A 19,225-nucleotide genomic window follows, 5' to 3' on the forward strand; every position below is an offset into this window, starting at 1 on the left:
CGGGCCACCCGTCCTGCACGATGCGGAAACCGCGCGGATCCGTCCACATGGGACCTCATTCGACGCGCGTTCGCCTCGGGATGCGATGACATGGGGCCATGACAGTCCCAGAAGCGCCTGCTCGCGGTGCGTCGTTGGTGCCCGGAGCGCACCGTGTGATCAGACAGCTCGACGCCCACGAGGGTCCGTACGCCGGAGCACTCGTCACCCGAGGCGAATCGGTGGCGGTGCAGGTCGCTTCCGAGACGCTCGTTGGCTGGGCGGGCTGGGAGCACGCCGGCGATGACCATGTCGCGGGTCCGGTCGATGTCGTACGCCGCCCGGACGGCCATGATGTCCTCCTTCCCTGGTGCACGGAGCGGATCAGCGTGTTTCTCGGGCGTCGCGCCGCTGCCGAGGTCGCGTTCGGCGCGGGCGAGCTGACCACCATGGTGGCAAGCATCCTCAGAGGCCTCGGTGAACTCGCTCGCGCAGGCGGACCGGAAGCGACGGGGGAGTGGTGGCTGACCGACGACGGGCGCCCGATGTTCATGATCGGCACGGGCGGCGATGGGCGGTCGGCAGCGGCTGATCTGATCGAGCGGATGCAGCGAGAGTGCGTCGACCGGTCGCTGAAGCGGCTGTTGGGTGAGATCAGAGACGGGCTGGAGAAGAGCGGTGCGCGTCCGGGGATGCCGGCTCGGCAACTCGAGCGGTGGGAGGCGGAGCTGTTCGCAACCGCTGCCTCGCGGCCGCTCCGGCGCGACGTGCACGCTCCGGAGAAGGCGCGAGACCTCGACGTCGCACGCCGCGTCAGACCGGTGCCCGGGACGAGGCGCGAGGCGCGTGTCGGAGGACCAGAGCATTCCGTGGACACCGGACTGCGCGCTGCGATCGATCGCGTGTTCGAGTGGGCGAGGCATCGGCTGGAAGAGGGCAGGGCAGCCTTCGAGCGTCGACGGATCAGGCGGGGGAAGAAGACCGTTGAAGGCAGGCCACCCAGGCACGAGAAGAAGCACTCAGACGTCGTCGCCGGTGCTGTCGAGCCCCTGCCCCGACGCGGTGGACGCAGACTGGCCGTGGCCGGCGCTGCGGTGGCAGTCGTGCTGGGTGGAGGCCTCCTCTGGCCGGGCGGTGCGACCGGGGAGCCGGCGGCCGTGAAGAGCCGACCGTCGCCGGCGGTGAACCGGAGTTCTGCAGGTCCGCCGACGACCACGCCGACGGCGCGGGCATCTACGGTCCCATCCGCACAGGCGACTGATCCGTCGACCGGCCCCGACGACCCGGTGGTGGCGGCGCGAGCGCTCCTTCTCGCGATAGGCCACTGCGCCGAGGCGGGTGACCTGGCGTGCTCGGACGCGGTGGCTGCCGGATCATCCGGGATCGTAGAGGCGCTCGCAGGGGCGGCATCGGGGGAGAAGGTGCCGGAGCTGGCCGGGGTCGACGAGTACGGCGACGTCGCAGTGATCCGGGTCTCGTCGGTCTCCGGGGCCGGCGAGGGAGCGCCGCCGGAGCGGATCGAGCAGATGGTCGTGGTCGTGCGGGTCAACGAGAAATGGCTGGTCCGCGACGCCTACGACGTCGCGGACCAGCCAGGGTGAAGCTGTGGTCAGGCTCCGAGCTGAGCGGCGAACTGCGCCGACTCGAGGCGGGCCTTGACGGCGCCCAGGAAGCGGGCGGCGTCGGCACCGTCGATGATGCGGTGGTCATACGACAGTGCGAGGTACACGTACGAACGGACAGCGATCGCATCCGCGCCGCCGACCTTGACCAGACCGGGGCGCTTGACGACCGTTCCGGTGCCGAGGATCGCGGACTGCGGAAGGAACACGACGGGGGTGTCGAACAGTGCGCCACGCGAACCGGTGTTGGTCAGCGTGAACGTTCCGCCGGCGAGCTCGTCGGGCTTCAGCTTGTTGTCACGCGTGCGTGCGGCGAGATCGGCGATCTCGTGAGCGATCTCCGCGATGTTCTTCGATGCTGCGTCGCGCAGGACCGGCGTGAGCAGACCGCGCTCGGTGTCGACGGCGATCGACACGTTCTCGGACTCCGGGTAGACGATGTTCTCTCCGTCGACCGTGGCGTTCACGATCGGGAAGGCACGCAGCGCCTCAGCGGCAGCCAGAGCGAAGAACGGCAGGAACGACAGCTTGTCCCCGGTCTTCTCGAGGAACGAGCTCTTGACGCTGTCGCGGTACTCGGCGAGAGCGGTGACATCGACCTCGACCACGGTGGTGAGCTGAGCGGTCTGCTGCATCGACTCGACGGCGCGCTTGGCGAGGACCTTGCGCAGACGCGACATCGGCTGCGTGGTGCCACGCAGCGGCGAGACTTCGAGCGGAGCCGGTGCGGCGGGAGCTGCGGCTGCAGCGGGTGCAGACGTCGCACTCTCGGCGGCCTTGAGGACGTCTTCCTTGCGGATGCGTCCGCCCACGCCGGTGCCGGTGACGCTGGCGAGATCGACGCCCTGCTGCGAGGCCAGGCGGCGCACGAGCGGGGTCACGTACAGGTTGTCGCTCTCCGTGGGGAGGGACAGCTTCGGCTCGGCCGGAGCCGGTGCAGCGGCCGGAGCCGGAGTAGCGGCGGGTGCCGGTGCGGCGGCCGGAGCCGGTGCGGCGGCAGGAGCCGGAGCAGCGGCCGGAGCAGCAGCGGGAGCGGGAGCCGGGGCAGCAGCGGGCGCTGGGGCCTCGGCTGCCGGAGCGGGAGCCTCTGCCGGAGCCGCGGGAGCAGCACCGGAGCCGACACGGGCGAGCACGGCGCCGACGGCGACTGTCTCGTCTTCGGCGGCGACGATCTCCTGCAGCACGCCGGCGACGGGCGAGGGGATCTCGGTGTCGACCTTGTCGGTGGAGATCTCCAGCAGAGCCTCATCGACCTCGACGGTGTCGCCGATCTGCTTGAGCCAGCGAGTGACGGTGCCCTCGGTCACGCTCTCGCCCAGCTCGGGGAGGACGATGTCGGTGGCGTCGCCTGCCGGAGCGGCGGCTGGCGCGGCCTCGGCGGGAGCGGCAGGTGCGGGCTCTGCCGGTGCAGCCGGTGCCTCGGCCTGCGGTGCGGCCGGCTCGGGCGCCTGTTCGGCGGCCGGAGCCGCTGCGGCAGGAGCATCGTCGGCAGGAGCCGAGTTGCTGCCGTCGCCGATGCGCGCGAGCAGCGCGCCGACCTCGACGGTCTCGTCCTCGGCGACGAGGATCTCCTCGATCACACCGGTGATGGGCGAGGGGATCTCGGTGTCGACCTTGTCGGTCGAGATCTCGAGCAGGCCCTCATCCGCCTGAACGGTGTCTCCCACCTGCTTGAGCCAGCGGGTGACCGTACCCTCTGTAACGCTCTCGCCGAGAGGGGGGAGGACGACGGATGTGCTCATGACTGAGTCTCCTTCAAGAAGTTAAATGACGCGTGTCTAGCTTAGTGAACTGTGCACCGGTTGGTGTTCAGAGGGCGTGCAGTGGCTTTCCGGCGAGCGCGAGGAAGGCTTCGCCGAGTGCCTCGCTCTGCGTGGGGTGAGCGTGGATCAGGGGTGCGATGTCCTCGGGGTGGGCTTCCCACGCGACGGCCAACTGGCCTTCGGTGATGAGCTCGCCCACACGATCGCCGAGAAGGTGGACGCCGACGACGGGACCGTCCTTGAGGCGTACGACCTTGACCAGACCGCTCGTGCCGATGATCTCGCTCTTGCCGTTGCCGGCGAGGTTGTACTCGTAGGCGACGACGGCATCTGCACCGTGCTCGGCGACGGCCGCTTCCTCGGTGACGCCGACCGACGCGACCTCAGGGCTCGAGTAGGTGACCTTCGGGATCTGGATGTCGGGGATGTTCGCGGGTGAGAGGCCGGCGATCCGCTCAGCGACGGCGATTCCCTGCTGGAAGCCGCGATGTGCGAGCTGCAGTCCCGGGGTGATGTCGCCGACGGCCCACACACCGGGGACGCCGGTGCGGAGGTCCTGATCGACCGTGACGAAACCGCGATCGAGGCTGACACCCGCTTCCTCGAAGCCCAGGTCGGCCGTCACAGGACCGCGTCCGACTGCGACGAGGAGGTAGTCGCCGGAGAATTCCTTGCCGTCTTCGAGCGTGACCGTGACCGATCCGTCGTCCTGCGTGGCGGTCTGGAATCGGATGCCGAGCGAATACTGGATGCCGCGACGACGGAAGGCGCGCTCGAGCCCCTTGCTCATCGCGATGTCCTCGTTCGGGACGAGATGCGGGAGAGCTTCGATGATCGTGACCTCGGAGCCGAACGAGCGCCATACGCTTGCGAATTCGACGCCGATCACACCGCCGCCGAGGATCAGCACGCGCTCGGGGATGACATCCAGCGCCAGTGCATGCTCGCTCGTCAGGATCCGCCCGCCGATCTCGAGGCCGGGCAGAGTGCGGCTGTAGGAGCCGGTGGCCAGGATCACATCCGTGCCGACGTAGACGTCGTCGCCCACGCCGACGGAGCGGTCGGCGTTGAGGCGGCCGGTGCCCGCGACGGTCGTGATACCGCGGGCTTTGACGAGACCCTCGAGGCCCTTGTACTTCTTCGCGACGATGCCCTCGCGGTATGCACGTACGCCGGCGGGGTCGATTCCCTCGAGCGTCGCGGAGATGCCGACGTGCGCGGCGTCGCGCACGTGCTCCGCGACCTCTGCAGCGTGCAGGAGAGCCTTGGTGGGGATGCATCCCCGGTGCAGGCATGTGCCGCCGACCTTGTCCTTCTCGATGAGCGCGACGGATCTGCCGAGTTCGCTCGCTCGCAATGCTGCGGCGTATCCGCCGCTTCCGCCGCCCAGGACGACGATGTCGAAGGTGTGCGTGGTCATGGTCATGCCTCCGTGTGGGATGCGTCGGCGAACGCGATGATCGATCGGACCATCGCGCCCGTGGGGCCCTTGTCGGTGAAGCCGTACGGCGCACCGTTGTGCTCGCCGGATCCGGCGATGTCGAGGTGCACCCAGGGGATGCGAGGGGCGTCCTTCTCGTCGGAGACGCGTCCGACGAAGCGGCGCAGGAAGAGTCCTGCGTAAGACGCACCACCCATGCGGTCGCTCATGTTCGCGTTCTGCATGTCGGCGATGGGGGAGTCGAGCGAGTCCTCCATGTGCTCGGGGAGCGGCATGTGCCAGGCGAGCTCGTCCGCGCCCTTCGCGGCGCTCAGGAACTCGGCGACCGCGTCGTCGGCGCCGAAGACACCCGTGTGGCGGTGACCCAACGCCATGACGATCGCGCCGGTGAGCGTCGCGACGTCGATGATCACGTCGGGGTTCTCCCGGCTGGCGGCGACCAGTCCGTCCGCCATGACCAGTCGACCCTCGGCGTCGGTGTTCGGGACCTCGACGGTGGTGCCGTCGAGCATCCGGATGACGTCGCCGGGGCGCAGCGCCCGACCGGAAGGCATGTTGTCGGTGATGCAGAGCCAGGCCGTGACGCGCACCGGAAGACCGAGCGTGGCGATCGCACGCAGCGCGGCGACGCTCGTCGCCGCTCCGGCCATGTCGAACTTCATGCCCACCATCGATGCCGCGGGCTTGAGCGAGAGTCCGCCCGTGTCGAACGTGATCCCCTTGCCGACCAGGGCGATGTGCCGGGTGGCGTTCTCGGGTGCGTAGTCGAGTCGCACGAGACGCGGAGGGCGGTCGGAGCCCTGTGCTACGCCGAGGATCCCGCCGAAGCCCTGCTCTGCGAGGGCAGTCTCATCGAGGATCTCGACGGTGACGTCGAGATCCTCGACGCTGTCCGCGGCGCTCTGCGCGAGCTGGGAGGGGCTCTGCCACTCGGCAGGCACGAAGACGAGATCCTTCACCAGAGCGACAGCCTCGCCGACCGCGACGGCTCGAGAGAGCTCCTGGTCGTCGAGATCCGCATGCAGCACGACCGATGCGGCGCGGCTCTTTCCGGCGTCTCTCTTGTAGCCGTCGAAACGGTACCCGCCGAGGACCGCGCCCTCCGCTGCAGCGGATGCGAACTCCTCGAGTCCGGGAGCGAGTCCGAGCGAGACGTTCTCGAAACCGGTGAGAGAGCGAAGAGCTGCACCGACCGCGTTTCGCACGGCGGCGGCATCCGGGGCGCGTCCGACGCCGACGACGGCGAACGGCAGCTCCGTGACCTCCGGGGCGTACACGCGGGTGAACGCCGACGGCGAGCCCGTGAAGCCGATGCCCTTCAGGGAGGCGGCGAGTCCCGGGCGGTCCGACAACGACTCGGTTGAGTCGGAGATGTCGGGGATGACGAGCACTGCGGCGTCTGCAGCGCTTCCGGGGAACTGATCTGAGGTGCGCGAGAGCGCGGGAAGCGTCATGACTCCATCCTAGGGAAGCCAGCAGCGGGAGACGCGGAGGGAGTGTTCGCTCTCAGCATGACCGTCACCGCCCGCCCGTTGGAACCTGCTCGTAGCATGGACTCATGCCCTTCTCCGGAGAGATCCATGAACGTGTAGCGAACGCGCCGGCGGTGCCGCGCGGGCTGCCCCTTGTCCTGCTCCTGACGGGTTTCACCGATGCGGGCAACGCCGTCGCAGGTCTCATCGAGCACCTCCGCGAGACGACCTCCCCCGAGCCGATCGCTGTCTTCGACAACGACGTGCTCCTCGACTACCGCGCGCGTCGTCCCGTGATCTCGTTCGATCAGGATCACCTCACGGAGTTCCGCCCTGCGCGGCTCGAGCTCTCGCTCGCGACCGACGCCCTCGGTCAGAAGTTCCTGCTGCTCGCGGGCTACGAGCCCGACTTCGCGTGGAACGAGTTCGCTCGCACCGTGCTCGACCTGGCCGACGAGTTCGAGGTCTCCGGCCTCAACTGGGTCCACTCGATCGCGATGCCCGTGCCGCACACCCGCCCGATCGGCACCACGGTCAGCGGCAACCGTCGCGAGCTCACGGTCGCGCATTCGGTGTGGCGTCCGCGCACGCAGGTTCCGGCGACCGCAGGGCATCTGCTCGAGTTCCGCTTCGCCGAGCACGGCGACCGCGTCGTCGGATTCGTCCTGCTCGTGCCCCACTACCTCGCGGAGACCGAGAACCCCGAGGCCGTGATCGCGGCGGCTGAGAAGCTGATGGCCGCAACGGGCCTCGTGATCCTTCTCGACGAGGTGCAGGATCGTCGTCAGGACTACCTGACCCGGGTCGACGAGCAGGTGCTCGGCAACGACGAGCTGCAGCAGATGGTGCAGGGACTCGAGCGCCGCTACGACGCCTACATGGCGGGCCGCGACCCCGAGGACGGGTCGTACGACGAGGGCGGATTCAACGAGCGCGACCTCCCGAGCGCCGACGAACTGGCCGCTGAGCTCGAGCGTTATCTCGCCTCACGTCCCAGCGGCGACGAGGACAAGCCCGGTCGGAGTTGACATCCGGGTCGCGAACTTCGTCTGAATGCACCTGCATGCCCACACGTGTGCGATACTAGGACTCTGACCCGTTGTCAATCGATCTTTCCGGAGATCTGACTTGACAAGGGTCTTACTAGTGTCCGAAATGCTCCGGGGCCTGCGATCGGCCCCGTGAAAGGCGAAACGTGACTCCTGCCACGACGAAGAAGACCCGGACGACGAAGAAGACCGCCGACGCTCCCGAGGTCGACGCCCCGGTCGAGGAGGCCGCTGAGAAGCCGGTTCCCAAGACCGCAGCGCAGCGGGCCGCTGCCAAGCGCGCGCCCGCGAAGAAGAAGAAGGCCGATGACATCGTCGAAGACGACGAGACTCCTCCCGCCGCAGAACCCGACGAGGACGACGAGGACTCCAAGCCCAAGTTCACCGAGCCTCTGCCGACCGGCGCCATCGTCATCTCGTCGAACGACGACGAGGACGTGCCGGTCTACTCCACGCAGATCACCGGCGCGACGGCCGATCCCGTCAAGGACTACCTGAAGCAGATCGGAAAGGTCGCACTGCTGAACGCGGCCGAAGAGGTCGAGCTCGCGATGCGCATCGAGGCCGGTCTGTTCGCCGAGGAGAAGCTCTCGACGATGACCGCCGCCGAGAAGGCCGGTCAGCTCGGGCTCGACCTGCAGTGGGTCGCCCGCGACGGTCAGCGCGCGAAGAGCCACCTGCTCGGAGCCAACCTGCGACTCGTCGTCTCGCTCGCCAAGCGCTACACCGGCCGCGGCATGCAGTTCCTGGATCTGATCCAGGAGGGCAACCTCGGTCTGATCCGCGCGGTCGAGAAGTTCGACTACACCAAGGGCTTCAAGTTCTCGACGTACGCCACCTGGTGGATCCGTCAGGCGATCACCCGTGCCATGGCCGACCAGGCCCGCACCATCCGCATCCCGGTGCACATGGTCGAGGTCATCAACAAGCTGGCCCGCGTGCAGCGCCAGATGCTGCAGGACCTGGGCCGCGAGCCCACGCCGGAAGAACTCAGCCGCGAGCTGGACATGACGCCCGAGAAGGTCGTCGAGGTCCAGAAGTACGGTCGCGAGCCCATCTCGCTGCACACGCCTCTCGGCGAGGACGGCGACAGCGAGTTCGGTGACCTCATCGAGGACACCGAGGCAGTCGTCCCCGCGGACGCGGTCGGCTTCACGATGCTGCAGCGTCAGCTCGAGCAGCTGCTCGACTCGCTCTCCGAGCGTGAGGCCGGGGTCATCCGGATGCGCTTCGGACTCGGCGACGGCCAGCCCAAGACGCTCGACCAGATCGGTGACACGTTCGGCGTGACGCGTGAGCGCATCCGCCAGATCGAGTCGAAGACGATGGCGAAGCTGCGTCACCCGAGCCGCTCGCAGTCGCTGCGGGACTACCTCGAGTGATGCAGGCGAACGAGGGCAAGGCGCTCGAGACGAGCGTCGACGGCAAGAGCTACGCACGTATTCCGCTGCGCACCCGCGTAGTCATGCCTGACGACGACCTCGACTCCGTCATCACGGAGTACGCGAAGGATGCCGTGCAGCCGGGAGACCTGCTGTTCGTGACCGAGAAGATCGTGGCGATCACGCAGGGACGCTCGTACCGTCTCGACGAGATCACTCCACGTCCGCTCGCGCGCTTCCTCTCGCGGTATGTCGTACGCACGTCGTACGGCATCGGCCTCGGCATGCCGGAGACGATGGAGATGGCGCTGCGCGAGTGCGGCACCCTGCGCATCCTCTTCGCGGCCGGCGTCTCGGTGATCACGAAGGCCTTGGGCCGTCGCGGTGACTTCTACCGCATCGCAGGAGACAAGGCCCGCGCGATCGACGGCCCCACGAAGAACACGATCCCGCCATACAACCAGGCGGTCGTGCTCGGGCCGAAGAACCCGCGCGAGGTCGCTCTCCGCGTCCAGAAGCTGGTCGGCGGACAGGTGGATGTGGCGGTCGTCGACATCAACGACATCGGCGGCAACATCCTGGGATCGACCCTCGACAAGGCCGGTGAGCGCCGGCTCGTTCAGATCCTCGGTGACAATCCCCTCGGCCAGGCGACGCAGTCGACGCCGATGGGAATCGTCCGCGAGGTCTGATCTTCGCGAGTCGCACTGACAGCAAGAAGGCCCGGATGCTCAGCATCCGGGCCTTCTTCGTGCCCGAGTCGGGTCAGAACGAAGTCGGGTCAGAACCCGATCGCGGCCTGGTAGCGAGGCTTGTGGCCCGTGCGGATGCCCGTGACGCTCGGCTTGTTCTCGTACACGCCGGCTCCCCAGTTGCCCTCGACCAGAACAGGCCCCTCGGCGGTGACCACGACGTCCCAGCCGACGTACTGCACCTGAGGCACGACGCGGGCGACCTGGTCGACGAACTCGCGCACCTCGTCCATCATCGGAAGCTGGAAATCGGCGATCGGGAAGCCCGAGTCGGGGTGCGTGACGTGGACGTGCCCGTGCGAGTCGTAACCCGAACCCACCGAATGTCCGTCCTCGTCGAGCATGGTGTAGAAACCGCCGAAGCTCATCTGGTCGCTGACGGCTCCGCGGCCGAACTTCTGCGCCATCGCGAGGATGTGCGTCTTCTCGCCGTCGAAGAACGCGGTGATGCGGGTGGTGTTCACCGTGCCGGGGCAGACGGCGGCGAGGTCGGCGTGCTGACGGATGACCTCTTCGACCAGCACCTGCTTCTTCGACAGCAGCTCCGCGTGAAAGGCGTCCCAGTCGGTGACGTCGGCCGCGTGGTAGCGGTGGACGCCGGTGCCGGCCTGACCGTGCGTCTCCTTGACGACGATCGTGCCCTGGCGCTCCGTGAAGGCGCGCAGCTCCTCGGCATTGCCCTCGGTGATGAGCATCCACTCGCGCTTGAGGAACGCGTCGAAGACGGCGTTGAACTCGGCCTTGTCGTGGAAGAGGTGCCGGTAGTCGGGGTGGTCGTACTTCTGCGAGATCTCGTTGGAGACCGGGTGCGTCATGAAGGTGTCGCGCTCGGCCTTGGTGAGGATCGCGAAGTCGTAGTCGATGTAGTCCTGGAATCCGACGTTGTGTCGACCCGCCGACCACAGCATGTCGACCACCACGAGAGGCACGGCCTTGCCGTGCTGGGCGGATGACTCCTTGGCCCTCTCGATCACCGAGGCGACGTCGATGCGGCGGGCGCGCGTCAGCAGATAGCGGACGCGGGGCACGAGGGAAAAGCGTGACATGGATCTCCAAGGTCGGGGTCCCATCCAGTCTACGGGGGGCACGCAGGGCATCCTGAGAAGGCGGAGCTAGGCTGGAACCGTGTGTGAGAAGACATCCAGCTCCCGTCCGCGGGCGATGATCTCGCGGTCGGCTCTGGCCGCGTCCGCGTCCGCAGCCGTCGACGCGGGAGGCCGCATCGCGGATCTCCGCAGGGATGCCTGGGGCCATGGCGTGCTCGCGATCGCGCACGCCGTGACGGGTGCCGGCGCTGCCGCCGTGCTCGTGGACTACGCCGAAGAGGCCGAGATGCTGCGACTCGAGGGCATCGAGGCGGTCACCGAGGGCGCGGCCGACATCGACCCTTTCCTGCTCTACGGACTGCCGGATGCCGAGGGGACGCTGCGTACGACCCCCGTGATGCGCCTCGTCGGACGGATTCTGTCGACGAAGCCGCTGAAGGCCGGAGACGCGGTCTCGTACGGCTACACGCATCGGGCATCGCGCGACACCACAGCGGCACTCATCACCGGCGGATACGCGCAGGGGATCGTTCGGGCGCTCGGCAACGCGGCTCACGTCGAGATCGACGGCGTGCAACGGCCGATCGTCGGGCGCGTCGCGATGGATGTCTGCGTGATCGATCTGCAGGATGCCGCCGATGCCCAGCCCGGTGTCGACGCCACCTACTTCGGCGGGCCGGGATCTGCCGGCCCGGGGCTCGCGCGCTGGAGCGCTGTGACCGGACTCACGATCGCCGAGCTCATCACCGTGGCCGGGTCGCACGCGGAGCGGGGGTGGGAGGCATGAGCCGCCCGGAACTCCGCATCCGCACCGATCGATTCCTGTCGAACATCGTCGCCGTGCGGGAGCGCATCGCTCCGTCGGCCCTGATGGTGGTCCTCAAGGACGACGCGTACGGACACGGGCTCCGCTGGGCGGTCGAGGCAGCCCAGAGCGCCGGCGTCGAGTGGTACGGCTCCTATGACGTCGGCAGCGGTGTCGAGGCACGGCGGGTGCTGGGCGAGAGCGGGCGCGTGCTCGCCTGGGTCACATCGACCGATCCCGAGATCGATGAGGCGCTGCGTCAGGGCATCGACCTCGGCGTCGGCAGCGCCGAGTATCTCGAGCGGATCGTCGCGCGGGCATATGACCTCGGACTCCGCGCCCGGATCCATCTCAAGATCGACACGGGGCTGCATCGCAACGGACTGCTTCCGCAGGAGTGGGCGCAGACGATCGCGGACGTCAGAGCAGGTGAGACCGCGGGGCAGCTCGAGCTCGTCGGAATCTGGAGCCATCTCGCCGAAGCCAGCGACGCCGAGGACGACGAGGCCCAGGCGGCGTTCCTCGAGGCCGTCCGCGTGGTCGAGGAATCCGGGGGCACCCCCGAGGCGCTGCACCTGACGGCATCCGCTGCTTCCTGGTGGCGCCCGGAGCTGCGCGGTTCCGTCTCCCGCATCGGCGCGTTCTGCTACGGCGTCCGTTCGGCCGACGGCCCGGACCTCGATGGCCTCCTGCCCGTGGCCGAGCTCGTGGCCACCGTCGTCGAGATCCGCGATCACGGAGCGGTGATCGCGATCGGCTCTTTCGACGGGATCCCGTCGACGCTCGTGGGAGCGACTGTCGGCACACCGGAAGGACCGCGCGAACTGGTCCGCATCGACATGACGACGTCCGTGGTCGCCGCGTGGCCGGGCATGCAGGTGGGCGACGCCGTTCGGGTGTTCGGGGCAGGGGAGCACGGGGAATGCAGCGCGACCACGCTCGCAGAGAGCATCGACACGGTCGGGGAGGAGATCCTCACCCGACTGACACCTCGGGTGCGGCGCGTCGTCATCGAGTGACGAGAGGGGCCGCACGACGAAGAGGTCGGTCAACGAAAGCGGAGCCCGTCACATGACGGGCTCCGAGGCGGATCAGACCGAATGGCTCAGTCGATCAGACGAGCGGTCTCATCGTGCCAGCTCGTGGCGATGCTGCGGAGCTTCTCTTCGTACTTGCGTCCGTGGTGGGCGCAGAAGAGCAGTTCGGAGCCGTTGACCTCGGCCGCGATGTAGGCCTGAGCGCCACACGAATCACAGCGATCCATGGCGGTCAGGCGGAACTCGACGGCGGAGGTCTCACGTTCTGTCGTTGCGTTCATCTCGGTGCCTCCTTGAGAGTGTCGGGTTCGCTGGTTGGGCGTGATCAATGTAACCACGCTGTGGCTGCAGTAATGCCCGGTTTGCGGCGTGTTTCGCTCAGCGCGTACGCGCAGCAGTCGCAGTGGTCGCCCACGGGGAGTGTCTGCGGGCCCGAGGGAGGCATCGCGAATAGACTCGGAGATTGTGACCGCCGAGTATTCCGCCCATCATCTCCAGGTGCTCGAAGGGCTCGAGGCCGTCCGCAAGCGTCCCGGTATGTACATCGGTTCGAACGGATCCCCGGGCCTGATGCACTGCCTCTGGGAGATCATCGACAACGCCGTCGACGAGGCCGTCGCGGGCAACGGCTCGAAGATCGACATCATCCTGCACGAGGACGGCAGCGTCGAGGTCCATGACCGCGGCCGCGGCATCCCCGTAGACGTCGAGCCCCGCACCGGTCTCACCGGCGTCGAGGTCGTGTTCACGAAGCTGCATGCCGGTGGCAAGTTCGGCGGCGGGTCGTACGCCGCATCCGGTGGTCTGCACGGTGTCGGTGCTTCTGTGGTCAACGCGCTTTCCGAGCGCCTCGACGTCGAGGTCGACCGCGGCGGCAAGACGTATGCGATGTCCTTCCACCGCGGCGAGCCGGGACTCTTCGCCGACTCCGGCGAGAAGCGACCGGACGCGAAGTTCACGCCGTTCCAGGACAAGAGCGAGCTGCGGGTCGTCGGCAAGGCGCCTCGCGGTACCAGCGGCACGCGCATCCGCTACTGGGCCGATCACCAGATCTTCACGAAGGATGCCGCGTTCCAGCTCAACGATCTGGTGAACCGCGCTCGGCAGACGGCGTTCCTCGTCCCCGGCCTTGAGCTCGTCATCCGCGACGAGCGTGCGGCGAACGGATCCGAGGTCGAAGGTCAGGCGATCGAGACCTCCTACCGGTACGACGGCGGCATCTCGGAGTTCGTCGAGTACCTCGCGAACGACGCTCCCGTCACCGACACCTGGCGCATCCAGGGCGAAGGCACCTTCAAGGAGACCGTTCCGGTTCTGCAGGCCGACGGTCACATGATCGCGACAGAGGTCGAGCGCGTCTGCGCCGTAGACATCGCGATGCGGTGGGGAACGGGCTACGACACGACCACGCGCTCGTTCGTCAACATCATCGCCACGCCCAAGGGCGGCACGCACCAGCAGGGGTTCGAGCAGGAGCTGCTCAAGGTGCTGCGGTCGCAGGTCGATCAGAACGCACGCCGTCTGAAGGTCGGCAGCAACGACAAGCTCGAGAAGGACGATGTCCTCGCGGGTCTCACCGCTGTGCTCACGGTGAACGTGCCGGAGCCTCAGTTCGAGGGGCAGACGAAGGAGATCCTCGGCACGCCGGCCGTGCGCCAGATCGTGGCCCAGGTGATCCGCAAGGATCTCGCCGCGCGCTTCAGCTCGACGAAGCGTGACGACAAGAGCCAGGCGACGCAGCTGCTCGACAAGATCGTCGCCGAGATGAAGGCCCGCGTCTCGGCTCGCGCGCACAAGGAGACCCAGCGACGCAAGAACGCCCTGGAGTCGTCGACGCTGCCGACCAAGCTGGTCGATTGCCGCACGAACGAGGTCGAGCGCAGCGAGCTGTTCATCGTCGAGGGGGACTCCGCTCTCGGTACGGCCAAGAACGCGCGCAACAGCGAGTTCCAGGCCCTGCTGCCGATCCGCGGGAAGATCCTCAACGTGCAGAAGGCGTCCGTCGGCGACATGCTGTCGAACACGGAGTGCGCGTCGATCATCCAGGTCATCGGTGCGGGGTCCGGTCGGAGCTTCGACATCGACGCCGCGCGCTACGGCAAGGTGATCCTGATGAGCGACGCCGATGTCGACGGTGCGCACATCCGCACGCTGCTGCTCACGCTCTTCTACCGGTACATGCGTCCGCTCATCGAGCACGGACGCGTGTTCGCCGCGGTGCCGCCGCTGCACAGGGTGATCGTGATGAACCCCGGCTCCAAGCCGAACGAGACGATCTACACCTACAGCGAGCAGGAGATGCACACGCTCCTGGCCAAGCTCCGCAAGGCGGGCAAGCGCTGGCACGAGCCGATCCAGCGTTACAAGGGTCTGGGCGAGATGGACGCCGAGCAGCTCGCGAACACCACGATGGATCGTGGCGGACGGCTTCTGCGCCGCGTGCGCATGGAGGATGCCGAGGCGGCGGGTCGCGTCTTCGAGCTGCTGATGGGCAACGAGGTCGCTCCGCGCCGCGAGTTCATCATCGACTCCTCCGACCGCCTGTCGCGGGAGTCGATCGACGCCTGATCGTCACCCCTGATCGTCACGGCGCGAGCGACAGTGCGGCGCGGTACACATCGATCAGAGCATCCCTGTGGGTGTCCTGCGCGACCTGATCGCGATGGGAGATCGCAGCCGTGCTCATCGACCGGACAGAGGCCGGATCGTCGCGCAGCGCGCGGAGTGCATGGGCGAGCCCCGTCGCATCCGGGGTGTCGGTCACGATTCCGCCGCCGTCGGGGAGCATCTCGGCGAGGTCAGGGTCGGTGACGATCACCGGCAGCCCCGACGCGATCGCCTCGAGGATGACCATCGGCTGGTTGTCGAAGTCGAGCGAGGTCGACACCAGCACGTGTGCCTGACGCATGCCGTCGAGCACCCGGGACTGGGGGACTCCGCCGTGCACCGTGAGGCGTCCCGACGGCAGATCCGCCGCGGCATCCGCGCCAGTCCGACGCGCGACACCGTCACCGAACATCTCGGCGCGAACTCCGGGCGACTGCCGCAGGGCGTCGACGAAGACCTGAGGCCGTTTCTCGGGAGACAGTCGGCCGCACCACACGACGCGGAGCTCTTCGTCCGGCGCGACGATCCGTGGCGTCGGCGAGCCGACCCGGTCGAGCACACTCGACTCGAGCCCGTTGGACAGCACGGTGAGCGGCGTCCGCACGCCCTGGGCGACCAGCTTCGCTGCGAAATGCGCCGACGGCACGATCACCTGGTCGGCGTGGTTCGCCTGACTCACCATGAGCCGCCACATCCGCTGGGCCATCCGCGTCTTCGCATACGCGGCGGTCGAGTCGATGCGCGCCCGGTCGTGGCTCAGACGTCGTCGATGCATGGCCGCGAGCAACGCCGTCGTGACGGAGGGAAGGGGAAGCACGGATCGCGTGTAGACGTCGATGCGCCCGTGCATGGTCTGCACGATCGGGATGCCGAGGGCCCGCGCGGCCTCGAAGCCGGCCAGTGCCGCGAACATCTCGGTGTGGACGTGGACGATCTCGATCCCGTGCATGCTCAGACCGTCGCGAAGAGCCGTCGCCGCCGCTGCCGGCGTCCACGTGAACGGATAGCCGTCCGGCGCGAAGCCGCGGGCTGTGGGCAGCCGCACGATGTAAGGATCGGCACTGGGCCCAGCCAGAGGAGCGAACACGAAGACCTCGTGCCCGGCGTGCTCCAGAGCCTCCCTGTGCGCCTTGATCACGGTCTGCACGCCGCCCAGAGTCGGCAGGTAGTAGTCGGTGACCATGGCGATGCGCACTCGACCACAATAGGGCGGCTAGGGTGATGTGCATGTCCGGAGCCCGTGTGCTGGTGACGGGGGCGAGCGGGTTCCTCGGCGGCTACGTGGTGCCCGAACTGCAGCGCCAGGGGTACGAGGTCTTCGCGGCGGGGCGCAATACGGCGGCCCTCACCCTGGTCGCCGACGGCGAGCACTGCGTTCCCGGCGATCTCGTCTCGCTGCGTACCCGCGATCTCCCGATGGATGCCGTGATCCACTGTGCGGCGCTGTCGACGCCGTGGGGACCCTGGAAGGACTTCCGAGAGGCGAACGTCGGGGGCACTGGTCACGTCGTCGAATTCGCCCGCCGCAACGGCGTCCGAAGGATCGTGCACGTGTCGTCTCCGAGTGTGTACGCGGCGGCCCACGACCGCGTCGCGATCCGGGAGCCCGATGTCGATCGCAGCAACCGTCTCAACGGCTACATCCGGTCGAAGATCGCTGCCGAGGACCTCCTGCTGGAGGCGCTGGATGCCGGAACGATCCCCGAGGTCGTGATCCTGCGCCCTCGAGGACTCATCGGAGTGGGGGATCCGAGCCTCGTGCCGAGGCTGCTCGATGTGCACACGCGGATCGGCGTGCCGCTCTTCGACGGCGGCGACAACCTCATCGACGTGACCGCGGTCGAGAACGTCGCTGTGGCGCTGCGGCTCGCGGTGACCGAGGGAAACGGTGCCGGAGGGGTGTACAACATCTCGAACGGCGACCCTCGGCGATTCCGCGAGCTGCTGACGACACTGCTCGATCTCATGGGACAGACGCCTCGGTTCCGGCCGATGAGCAGACGTGTCGCCTGGGCATTCGCTTCCGCTCTGGAGGGTGTGTGCGCGGTGCTGCCCGGGCGGCCCGAACCTCCGCTCACCCGCTACACGCTCAGCACCATCGCCTACTCGCAGACCCTCGACATCTCGCGTGCGCAGGAGGAGCTCGGATACCGCCCAGAGGTGACGCTGGACGACGCCCTCGCCACTGTCGCCGCTCACCTGAGGGCGAGCGCGTGACCGCCCGACTCCGCCACTTCGTGTGCGGGAGCACCTCGCATGATGTCGGTGCGATGTTCTACGGCGCGTCGCACGGAGTCCGTGAATTCCCGTCCGGAGTGTTCCTGTACGACGACGCGTACGGGCGGCGCGTGCTGTTCGACACGGGTTACGCGACGGGTGAGTGGCACACGGGCTGGCGCGGTGCCGTCTACCGGCGTCTGCTCCCGCCGACCGTCGATGACGCGGATGACGTGGGCGCACGTCTGCGCGCCGACGGCGTCGACCCGGCATCCGTCACACACGTCGTGCTGTCTCACCTGCATCCGGACCATGTCGGGGGAGTCCGTCGGTTTCCGCGCGCCACCTTCGTGCTGAGCGCCGGGCACGTGCGGACCCTCGCCGCACCGCGGCTCCGCACGGGGGTGCTCCCGGGGCTGTTCCCCGAGTGGTTCCCGGGCACAGACGGCGTGGTGCTCGATGCCGATGCCTTCTCGACAGTCGAGATCCGAGGTGTCGCGTTGCGCGCTCACGACCTCTTCGGAGACGGCTCATACCTGGTGGTCGATCTTCCCGGCCATGCTGACGGTCACCTGGGCGCGCTGATCGAGCACCGAGTGCTGCTGGCAGGGGATGCGGCCTGGGGAAGAGACCTGGTCGAAGCGTCCGCGGGGCTGAAGACGCTGCCCCGGCTCGTCCAGCACGATGCGGATCGTTACGCCGCGACAGCGCGTGTTCTCGGCGACCTGGCGTCCGCCGGCATCCGGATCGTGTGCAGCCATGACCCGCTCGGCGCGAAGGAGCTGCTGGACTGATGTCGAAGTTCGCGATCCTGCGGGAGTTCGTCGCGGTGCGGTGGCTCCGGCCGCTGCGCACGAGGGCGGCGGTCGAGCGACGGCAGCGACGACTGCTGCGGTCGCACCTGAGGTTCCTGCGGCAGCGATCAGCGTACTTCCGCGAGCAGCTGGCGACCCGGTCCTTCTCCGATCTCCCGCTCATGGACAAGAGCGTCATGATGAGCCACTTCGACGAGATCAACACCGTGGGCGCCGGACGCGACGAGGCGCTCGCCCTCGCGATCGAGAACGAGCGCTCCCGAGACTTCGAGGCGGATCTGGGTTCGAACTCTGTCGGGCTCTCGAGTGGGACGAGCGGTCACCGCGGCCTCTTCGTGGTCAGCAGCCCCGAACGCGATGCCTGGGTGGGGACGGTGCTCGCCCGCGCCCTCCCGCGAGGCAGGCTGCTCGGACATCGGATCGCGCTGTTCCTCCGGGCGGACAACAGCCTCTACGAGTCGGTCGGCTCGCGAGCGGTGTCGTTCCGGTACTTCGACGTGTACTCCGACATGGACGAGAACATCGCCCGGCTGCAGGAGTACCGCCCGACCATCCTCGTCGCCCCGCCGTCTGTCCTGCGGCTGATCGCGCGAGCGGCCGATGCCGGTGCCTTCGACGTCGTGCCCCAGCGGGTGTACTCGGTGGCCGAAGTGCTGGAGATCGCCGACGAGCAGCGCATCAGGGAGTCGCTCGGACAGCCTCTCCTGCACCAGCTCTACCAGTGCACGGAGGGCTTCCTCGCGCACACGTGCGAGCGCGGCGTCATCCACCTGAACGAGGACAACATCCTCGTCGAGCGCGAGGTGTTGGATGCCGAGCGGTTCACGCCGATCATCACGGACCTCCGGCGACGCGCGCAGCCGATCGTGCGATATCGGCTGGGCGACGTCCTCCGCGAGCGGGATCGACGGTGTCCCTGTGGCAGCGCGCTCACGGCGATCGAGCGCATCGAGGGCAGAGAGGGCGACACGCTGGTCTTCCGAGGACTCGACGGGCGTGACGTCCCGGTATTCGCCGATGTGATCACACGTGCGCTTCTCTACGCCGACGGCTTCGACGAGTACCGCATCACCCAGATCGGCGCGTCGCGGCTGCAGATCGCTCTGGACACGGTCGATGATCGGTCACGGCGCCGCGTCGAGGACGAGGTTGGTGCACTGGCCGACAGATCGGATGCGAGCGGCCCGATCTCACGTTCGTGGACTATGTGAGGGACGGTTCGGTGAAGCTGCGCCGGG

The 19,225-nt window shown here is 68.0% G+C and carries 16 protein-coding genes; 10 read left to right on the top strand and 6 right to left on the bottom strand.

Annotation, left to right across the window (positions count from 1 at the left end):
* Window positions 1-98: 98 nt before the first annotated feature.
* The gene (locus ASF63_RS17710; protein ID WP_157534424.1) at window positions 99-1,580 is read left to right on the top strand and encodes a hypothetical protein; all 1,482 of its coding nucleotides are present in this window, start codon (window positions 99-101) and stop codon (window positions 1,578-1,580) included.
* Between the two features lie 8 nt (window positions 1,581-1,588).
* Here the strand turns inward: ASF63_RS17710 and sucB are convergent, their stop codons facing one another.
* The 3 genes from sucB to ASF63_RS17725 form a co-directional block, all read right to left on the bottom strand.
* A complete protein-coding gene (gene sucB, locus ASF63_RS17715; protein WP_056517160.1) occupies window positions 1,589-3,343 on the bottom strand; it encodes a 2-oxoglutarate dehydrogenase, E2 component, dihydrolipoamide succinyltransferase in 1,755 nt (584 codons plus the stop codon).
* A 67-nt stretch (window positions 3,344-3,410) separates the two neighbouring features.
* Window positions 3,411-4,784 carry a dihydrolipoyl dehydrogenase gene (gene lpdA / locus ASF63_RS17720; RefSeq protein WP_056517164.1) on the bottom strand — a complete coding sequence of 458 codons (1,374 nt, stop codon included), beginning with the start codon at window positions 4,782-4,784 and terminating at the stop codon, window positions 3,411-3,413.
* Window positions 4,785-4,786: 2 nt separating this feature from the next.
* Window positions 4,787-6,259: a leucyl aminopeptidase gene (locus ASF63_RS17725; protein WP_056517167.1), complete on the bottom strand. Its 1,473-nt coding sequence runs from the start codon at window positions 6,257-6,259 to the stop codon at window positions 4,787-4,789.
* Between the two features lie 104 nt (window positions 6,260-6,363).
* On the opposite strand from ASF63_RS17725, the gene ASF63_RS17730 reads away from it, so the two are divergent.
* The 3 genes from ASF63_RS17730 (at window position 6,364) to ASF63_RS17740 (ending at window position 9,400) form a co-directional block, all read left to right on the top strand.
* On the top strand, window positions 6,364-7,305 hold the full coding sequence (locus tag ASF63_RS17730; RefSeq protein ID WP_056517172.1) for a proteasome assembly chaperone family protein: 942 nt from the start codon (window positions 6,364-6,366) through the stop codon (window positions 7,303-7,305).
* Between the two features lie 167 nt (window positions 7,306-7,472).
* Window positions 7,473-8,708, top strand: coding sequence for an RNA polymerase sigma factor (locus ASF63_RS17735; protein WP_056517175.1), 1,236 nt, complete (start codon window positions 7,473-7,475; stop codon window positions 8,706-8,708).
* Window positions 8,708-9,400 carry a coenzyme F420-0:L-glutamate ligase gene (locus ASF63_RS17740; RefSeq protein ID WP_056517178.1) on the top strand — a complete coding sequence of 231 codons (693 nt, stop codon included), beginning with the start codon at window positions 8,708-8,710 and terminating at the stop codon, window positions 9,398-9,400. The genes ASF63_RS17735 and ASF63_RS17740 overlap by 1 nt, the downstream gene beginning before the upstream one ends.
* An 89-nt stretch (window positions 9,401-9,489) precedes the next feature.
* Here ASF63_RS17740 and ASF63_RS17745 read toward each other — a convergent pair whose 3' ends face one another.
* A complete protein-coding gene (locus tag ASF63_RS17745) occupies window positions 9,490-10,506 on the bottom strand; it encodes a sugar-transfer associated ATP-grasp domain-containing protein (RefSeq protein ID WP_056517180.1) in 1,017 nt (338 codons plus the stop codon).
* 79 nt (window positions 10,507-10,585) lie between these two features.
* Here ASF63_RS17745 and ASF63_RS17750 point away from each other — a divergent pair, with 79 nt between their 5' ends.
* Together ASF63_RS17750 and ASF63_RS17755 are read left to right on the top strand one after the other, a co-directional pair.
* Window positions 10,586-11,293, top strand: coding sequence for an alanine racemase C-terminal domain-containing protein (locus ASF63_RS17750; protein ID WP_235560852.1), 708 nt, complete (start codon window positions 10,586-10,588; stop codon window positions 11,291-11,293).
* The gene (locus ASF63_RS17755; RefSeq protein WP_056517405.1) at window positions 11,290-12,330 is read left to right on the top strand and encodes an alanine racemase; all 1,041 of its coding nucleotides are present in this window, start codon (window positions 11,290-11,292) and stop codon (window positions 12,328-12,330) included. Before ASF63_RS17750 ends, ASF63_RS17755 begins: the two co-directional genes overlap by 4 nt.
* An 86-nt stretch (window positions 12,331-12,416) precedes the next feature.
* Here ASF63_RS17755 and ASF63_RS17760 read toward each other — a convergent pair whose 3' ends face one another.
* Window positions 12,417-12,629, bottom strand: coding sequence for a hypothetical protein (locus ASF63_RS17760; protein WP_042540282.1), 213 nt, complete (start codon window positions 12,627-12,629; stop codon window positions 12,417-12,419).
* 184 nt (window positions 12,630-12,813) lie between these two features.
* Here ASF63_RS17760 and ASF63_RS17765 point away from each other — a divergent pair, with 184 nt between their 5' ends.
* Window positions 12,814-14,916: a DNA topoisomerase IV subunit B gene (locus tag ASF63_RS17765; protein ID WP_082478315.1), complete on the top strand. Its 2,103-nt coding sequence runs from the start codon at window positions 12,814-12,816 to the stop codon at window positions 14,914-14,916.
* 16 nt (window positions 14,917-14,932) lie between these two features.
* Here ASF63_RS17765 and ASF63_RS17770 read toward each other — a convergent pair whose 3' ends face one another.
* Entirely contained in the window at window positions 14,933-16,150 is a 1,218-nt protein-coding gene (locus ASF63_RS17770) for a glycosyltransferase (protein ID WP_056517183.1), read from the bottom strand.
* 32 nt (window positions 16,151-16,182) lie between these two features.
* Here ASF63_RS17770 and ASF63_RS17775 point away from each other — a divergent pair, with 32 nt between their 5' ends.
* The 3 genes from ASF63_RS17775 to ASF63_RS17785 are packed head-to-tail and all read left to right on the top strand — an operon-like array spanning window position 16,183 to window position 19,198.
* Window positions 16,183-17,172, top strand: coding sequence for an NAD-dependent epimerase/dehydratase family protein (locus ASF63_RS17775; protein ID WP_056517185.1), 990 nt, complete (start codon window positions 16,183-16,185; stop codon window positions 17,170-17,172).
* Window positions 17,169-17,966 (top strand): MBL fold metallo-hydrolase, encoded by a 798-nt coding sequence (locus ASF63_RS17780; RefSeq protein WP_056517187.1) that lies wholly within the window; start codon window positions 17,169-17,171, stop codon window positions 17,964-17,966. The genes ASF63_RS17775 and ASF63_RS17780 overlap by 4 nt, the downstream gene beginning before the upstream one ends.
* Window positions 17,966-19,198 (top strand): F390 synthetase-related protein, encoded by a 1,233-nt coding sequence (locus ASF63_RS17785; RefSeq protein WP_200934040.1) that lies wholly within the window; start codon window positions 17,966-17,968, stop codon window positions 19,196-19,198. The genes ASF63_RS17780 and ASF63_RS17785 overlap by 1 nt, the downstream gene beginning before the upstream one ends.
* The last annotated feature ends 27 nt before the right edge of the window (window positions 19,199-19,225 follow it).

Origin of the sequence: Microbacterium sp. Leaf320 (assembly GCF_001423485.1) — a bacterium.
Lineage (GTDB): Bacteria > Actinomycetota > Actinomycetes > Actinomycetales > Microbacteriaceae > Microbacterium.

Excerpts from the sequence above, each read along its gene's own strand:
- sucB (WP_056517160.1), bottom strand. The coding sequence starts at position 3,343 with ATGAGCACATCCGTCGTCCTCCCCCCTCTCGGCGAGAGCGTTACAGAG.
- ASF63_RS17730 (WP_056517172.1), top strand. The coding sequence starts at position 6,364 with ATGCCCTTCTCCGGAGAGATCCATGAACGTGTAGCGAACGCGCCGGCG.
- ASF63_RS17755 (WP_056517405.1), top strand. The coding sequence starts at position 11,290 with ATGAGCCGCCCGGAACTCCGCATCCGCACCGATCGATTCCTGTCGAAC.
- lpdA (WP_056517164.1), bottom strand. The coding sequence starts at position 4,784 with ATGACCACGCACACCTTCGACATCGTCGTCCTGGGCGGCGGAAGCGGC.
- ASF63_RS17785 (WP_200934040.1), top strand. The coding sequence starts at position 17,966 with ATGTCGAAGTTCGCGATCCTGCGGGAGTTCGTCGCGGTGCGGTGGCTC.
- ASF63_RS17725 (WP_056517167.1), bottom strand. The coding sequence starts at position 6,259 with ATGACGCTTCCCGCGCTCTCGCGCACCTCAGATCAGTTCCCCGGAAGC.
- ASF63_RS17740 (WP_056517178.1), top strand. The coding sequence starts at position 8,708 with ATGCAGGCGAACGAGGGCAAGGCGCTCGAGACGAGCGTCGACGGCAAG.
- ASF63_RS17745 (WP_056517180.1), bottom strand. The coding sequence starts at position 10,506 with ATGTCACGCTTTTCCCTCGTGCCCCGCGTCCGCTATCTGCTGACGCGC.
- ASF63_RS17760 (WP_042540282.1), bottom strand. The coding sequence starts at position 12,629 with ATGAACGCAACGACAGAACGTGAGACCTCCGCCGTCGAGTTCCGCCTG.
- ASF63_RS17775 (WP_056517185.1), top strand. The coding sequence starts at position 16,183 with ATGTCCGGAGCCCGTGTGCTGGTGACGGGGGCGAGCGGGTTCCTCGGC.
- ASF63_RS17710 (WP_157534424.1), top strand. The coding sequence starts at position 99 with ATGACAGTCCCAGAAGCGCCTGCTCGCGGTGCGTCGTTGGTGCCCGGA.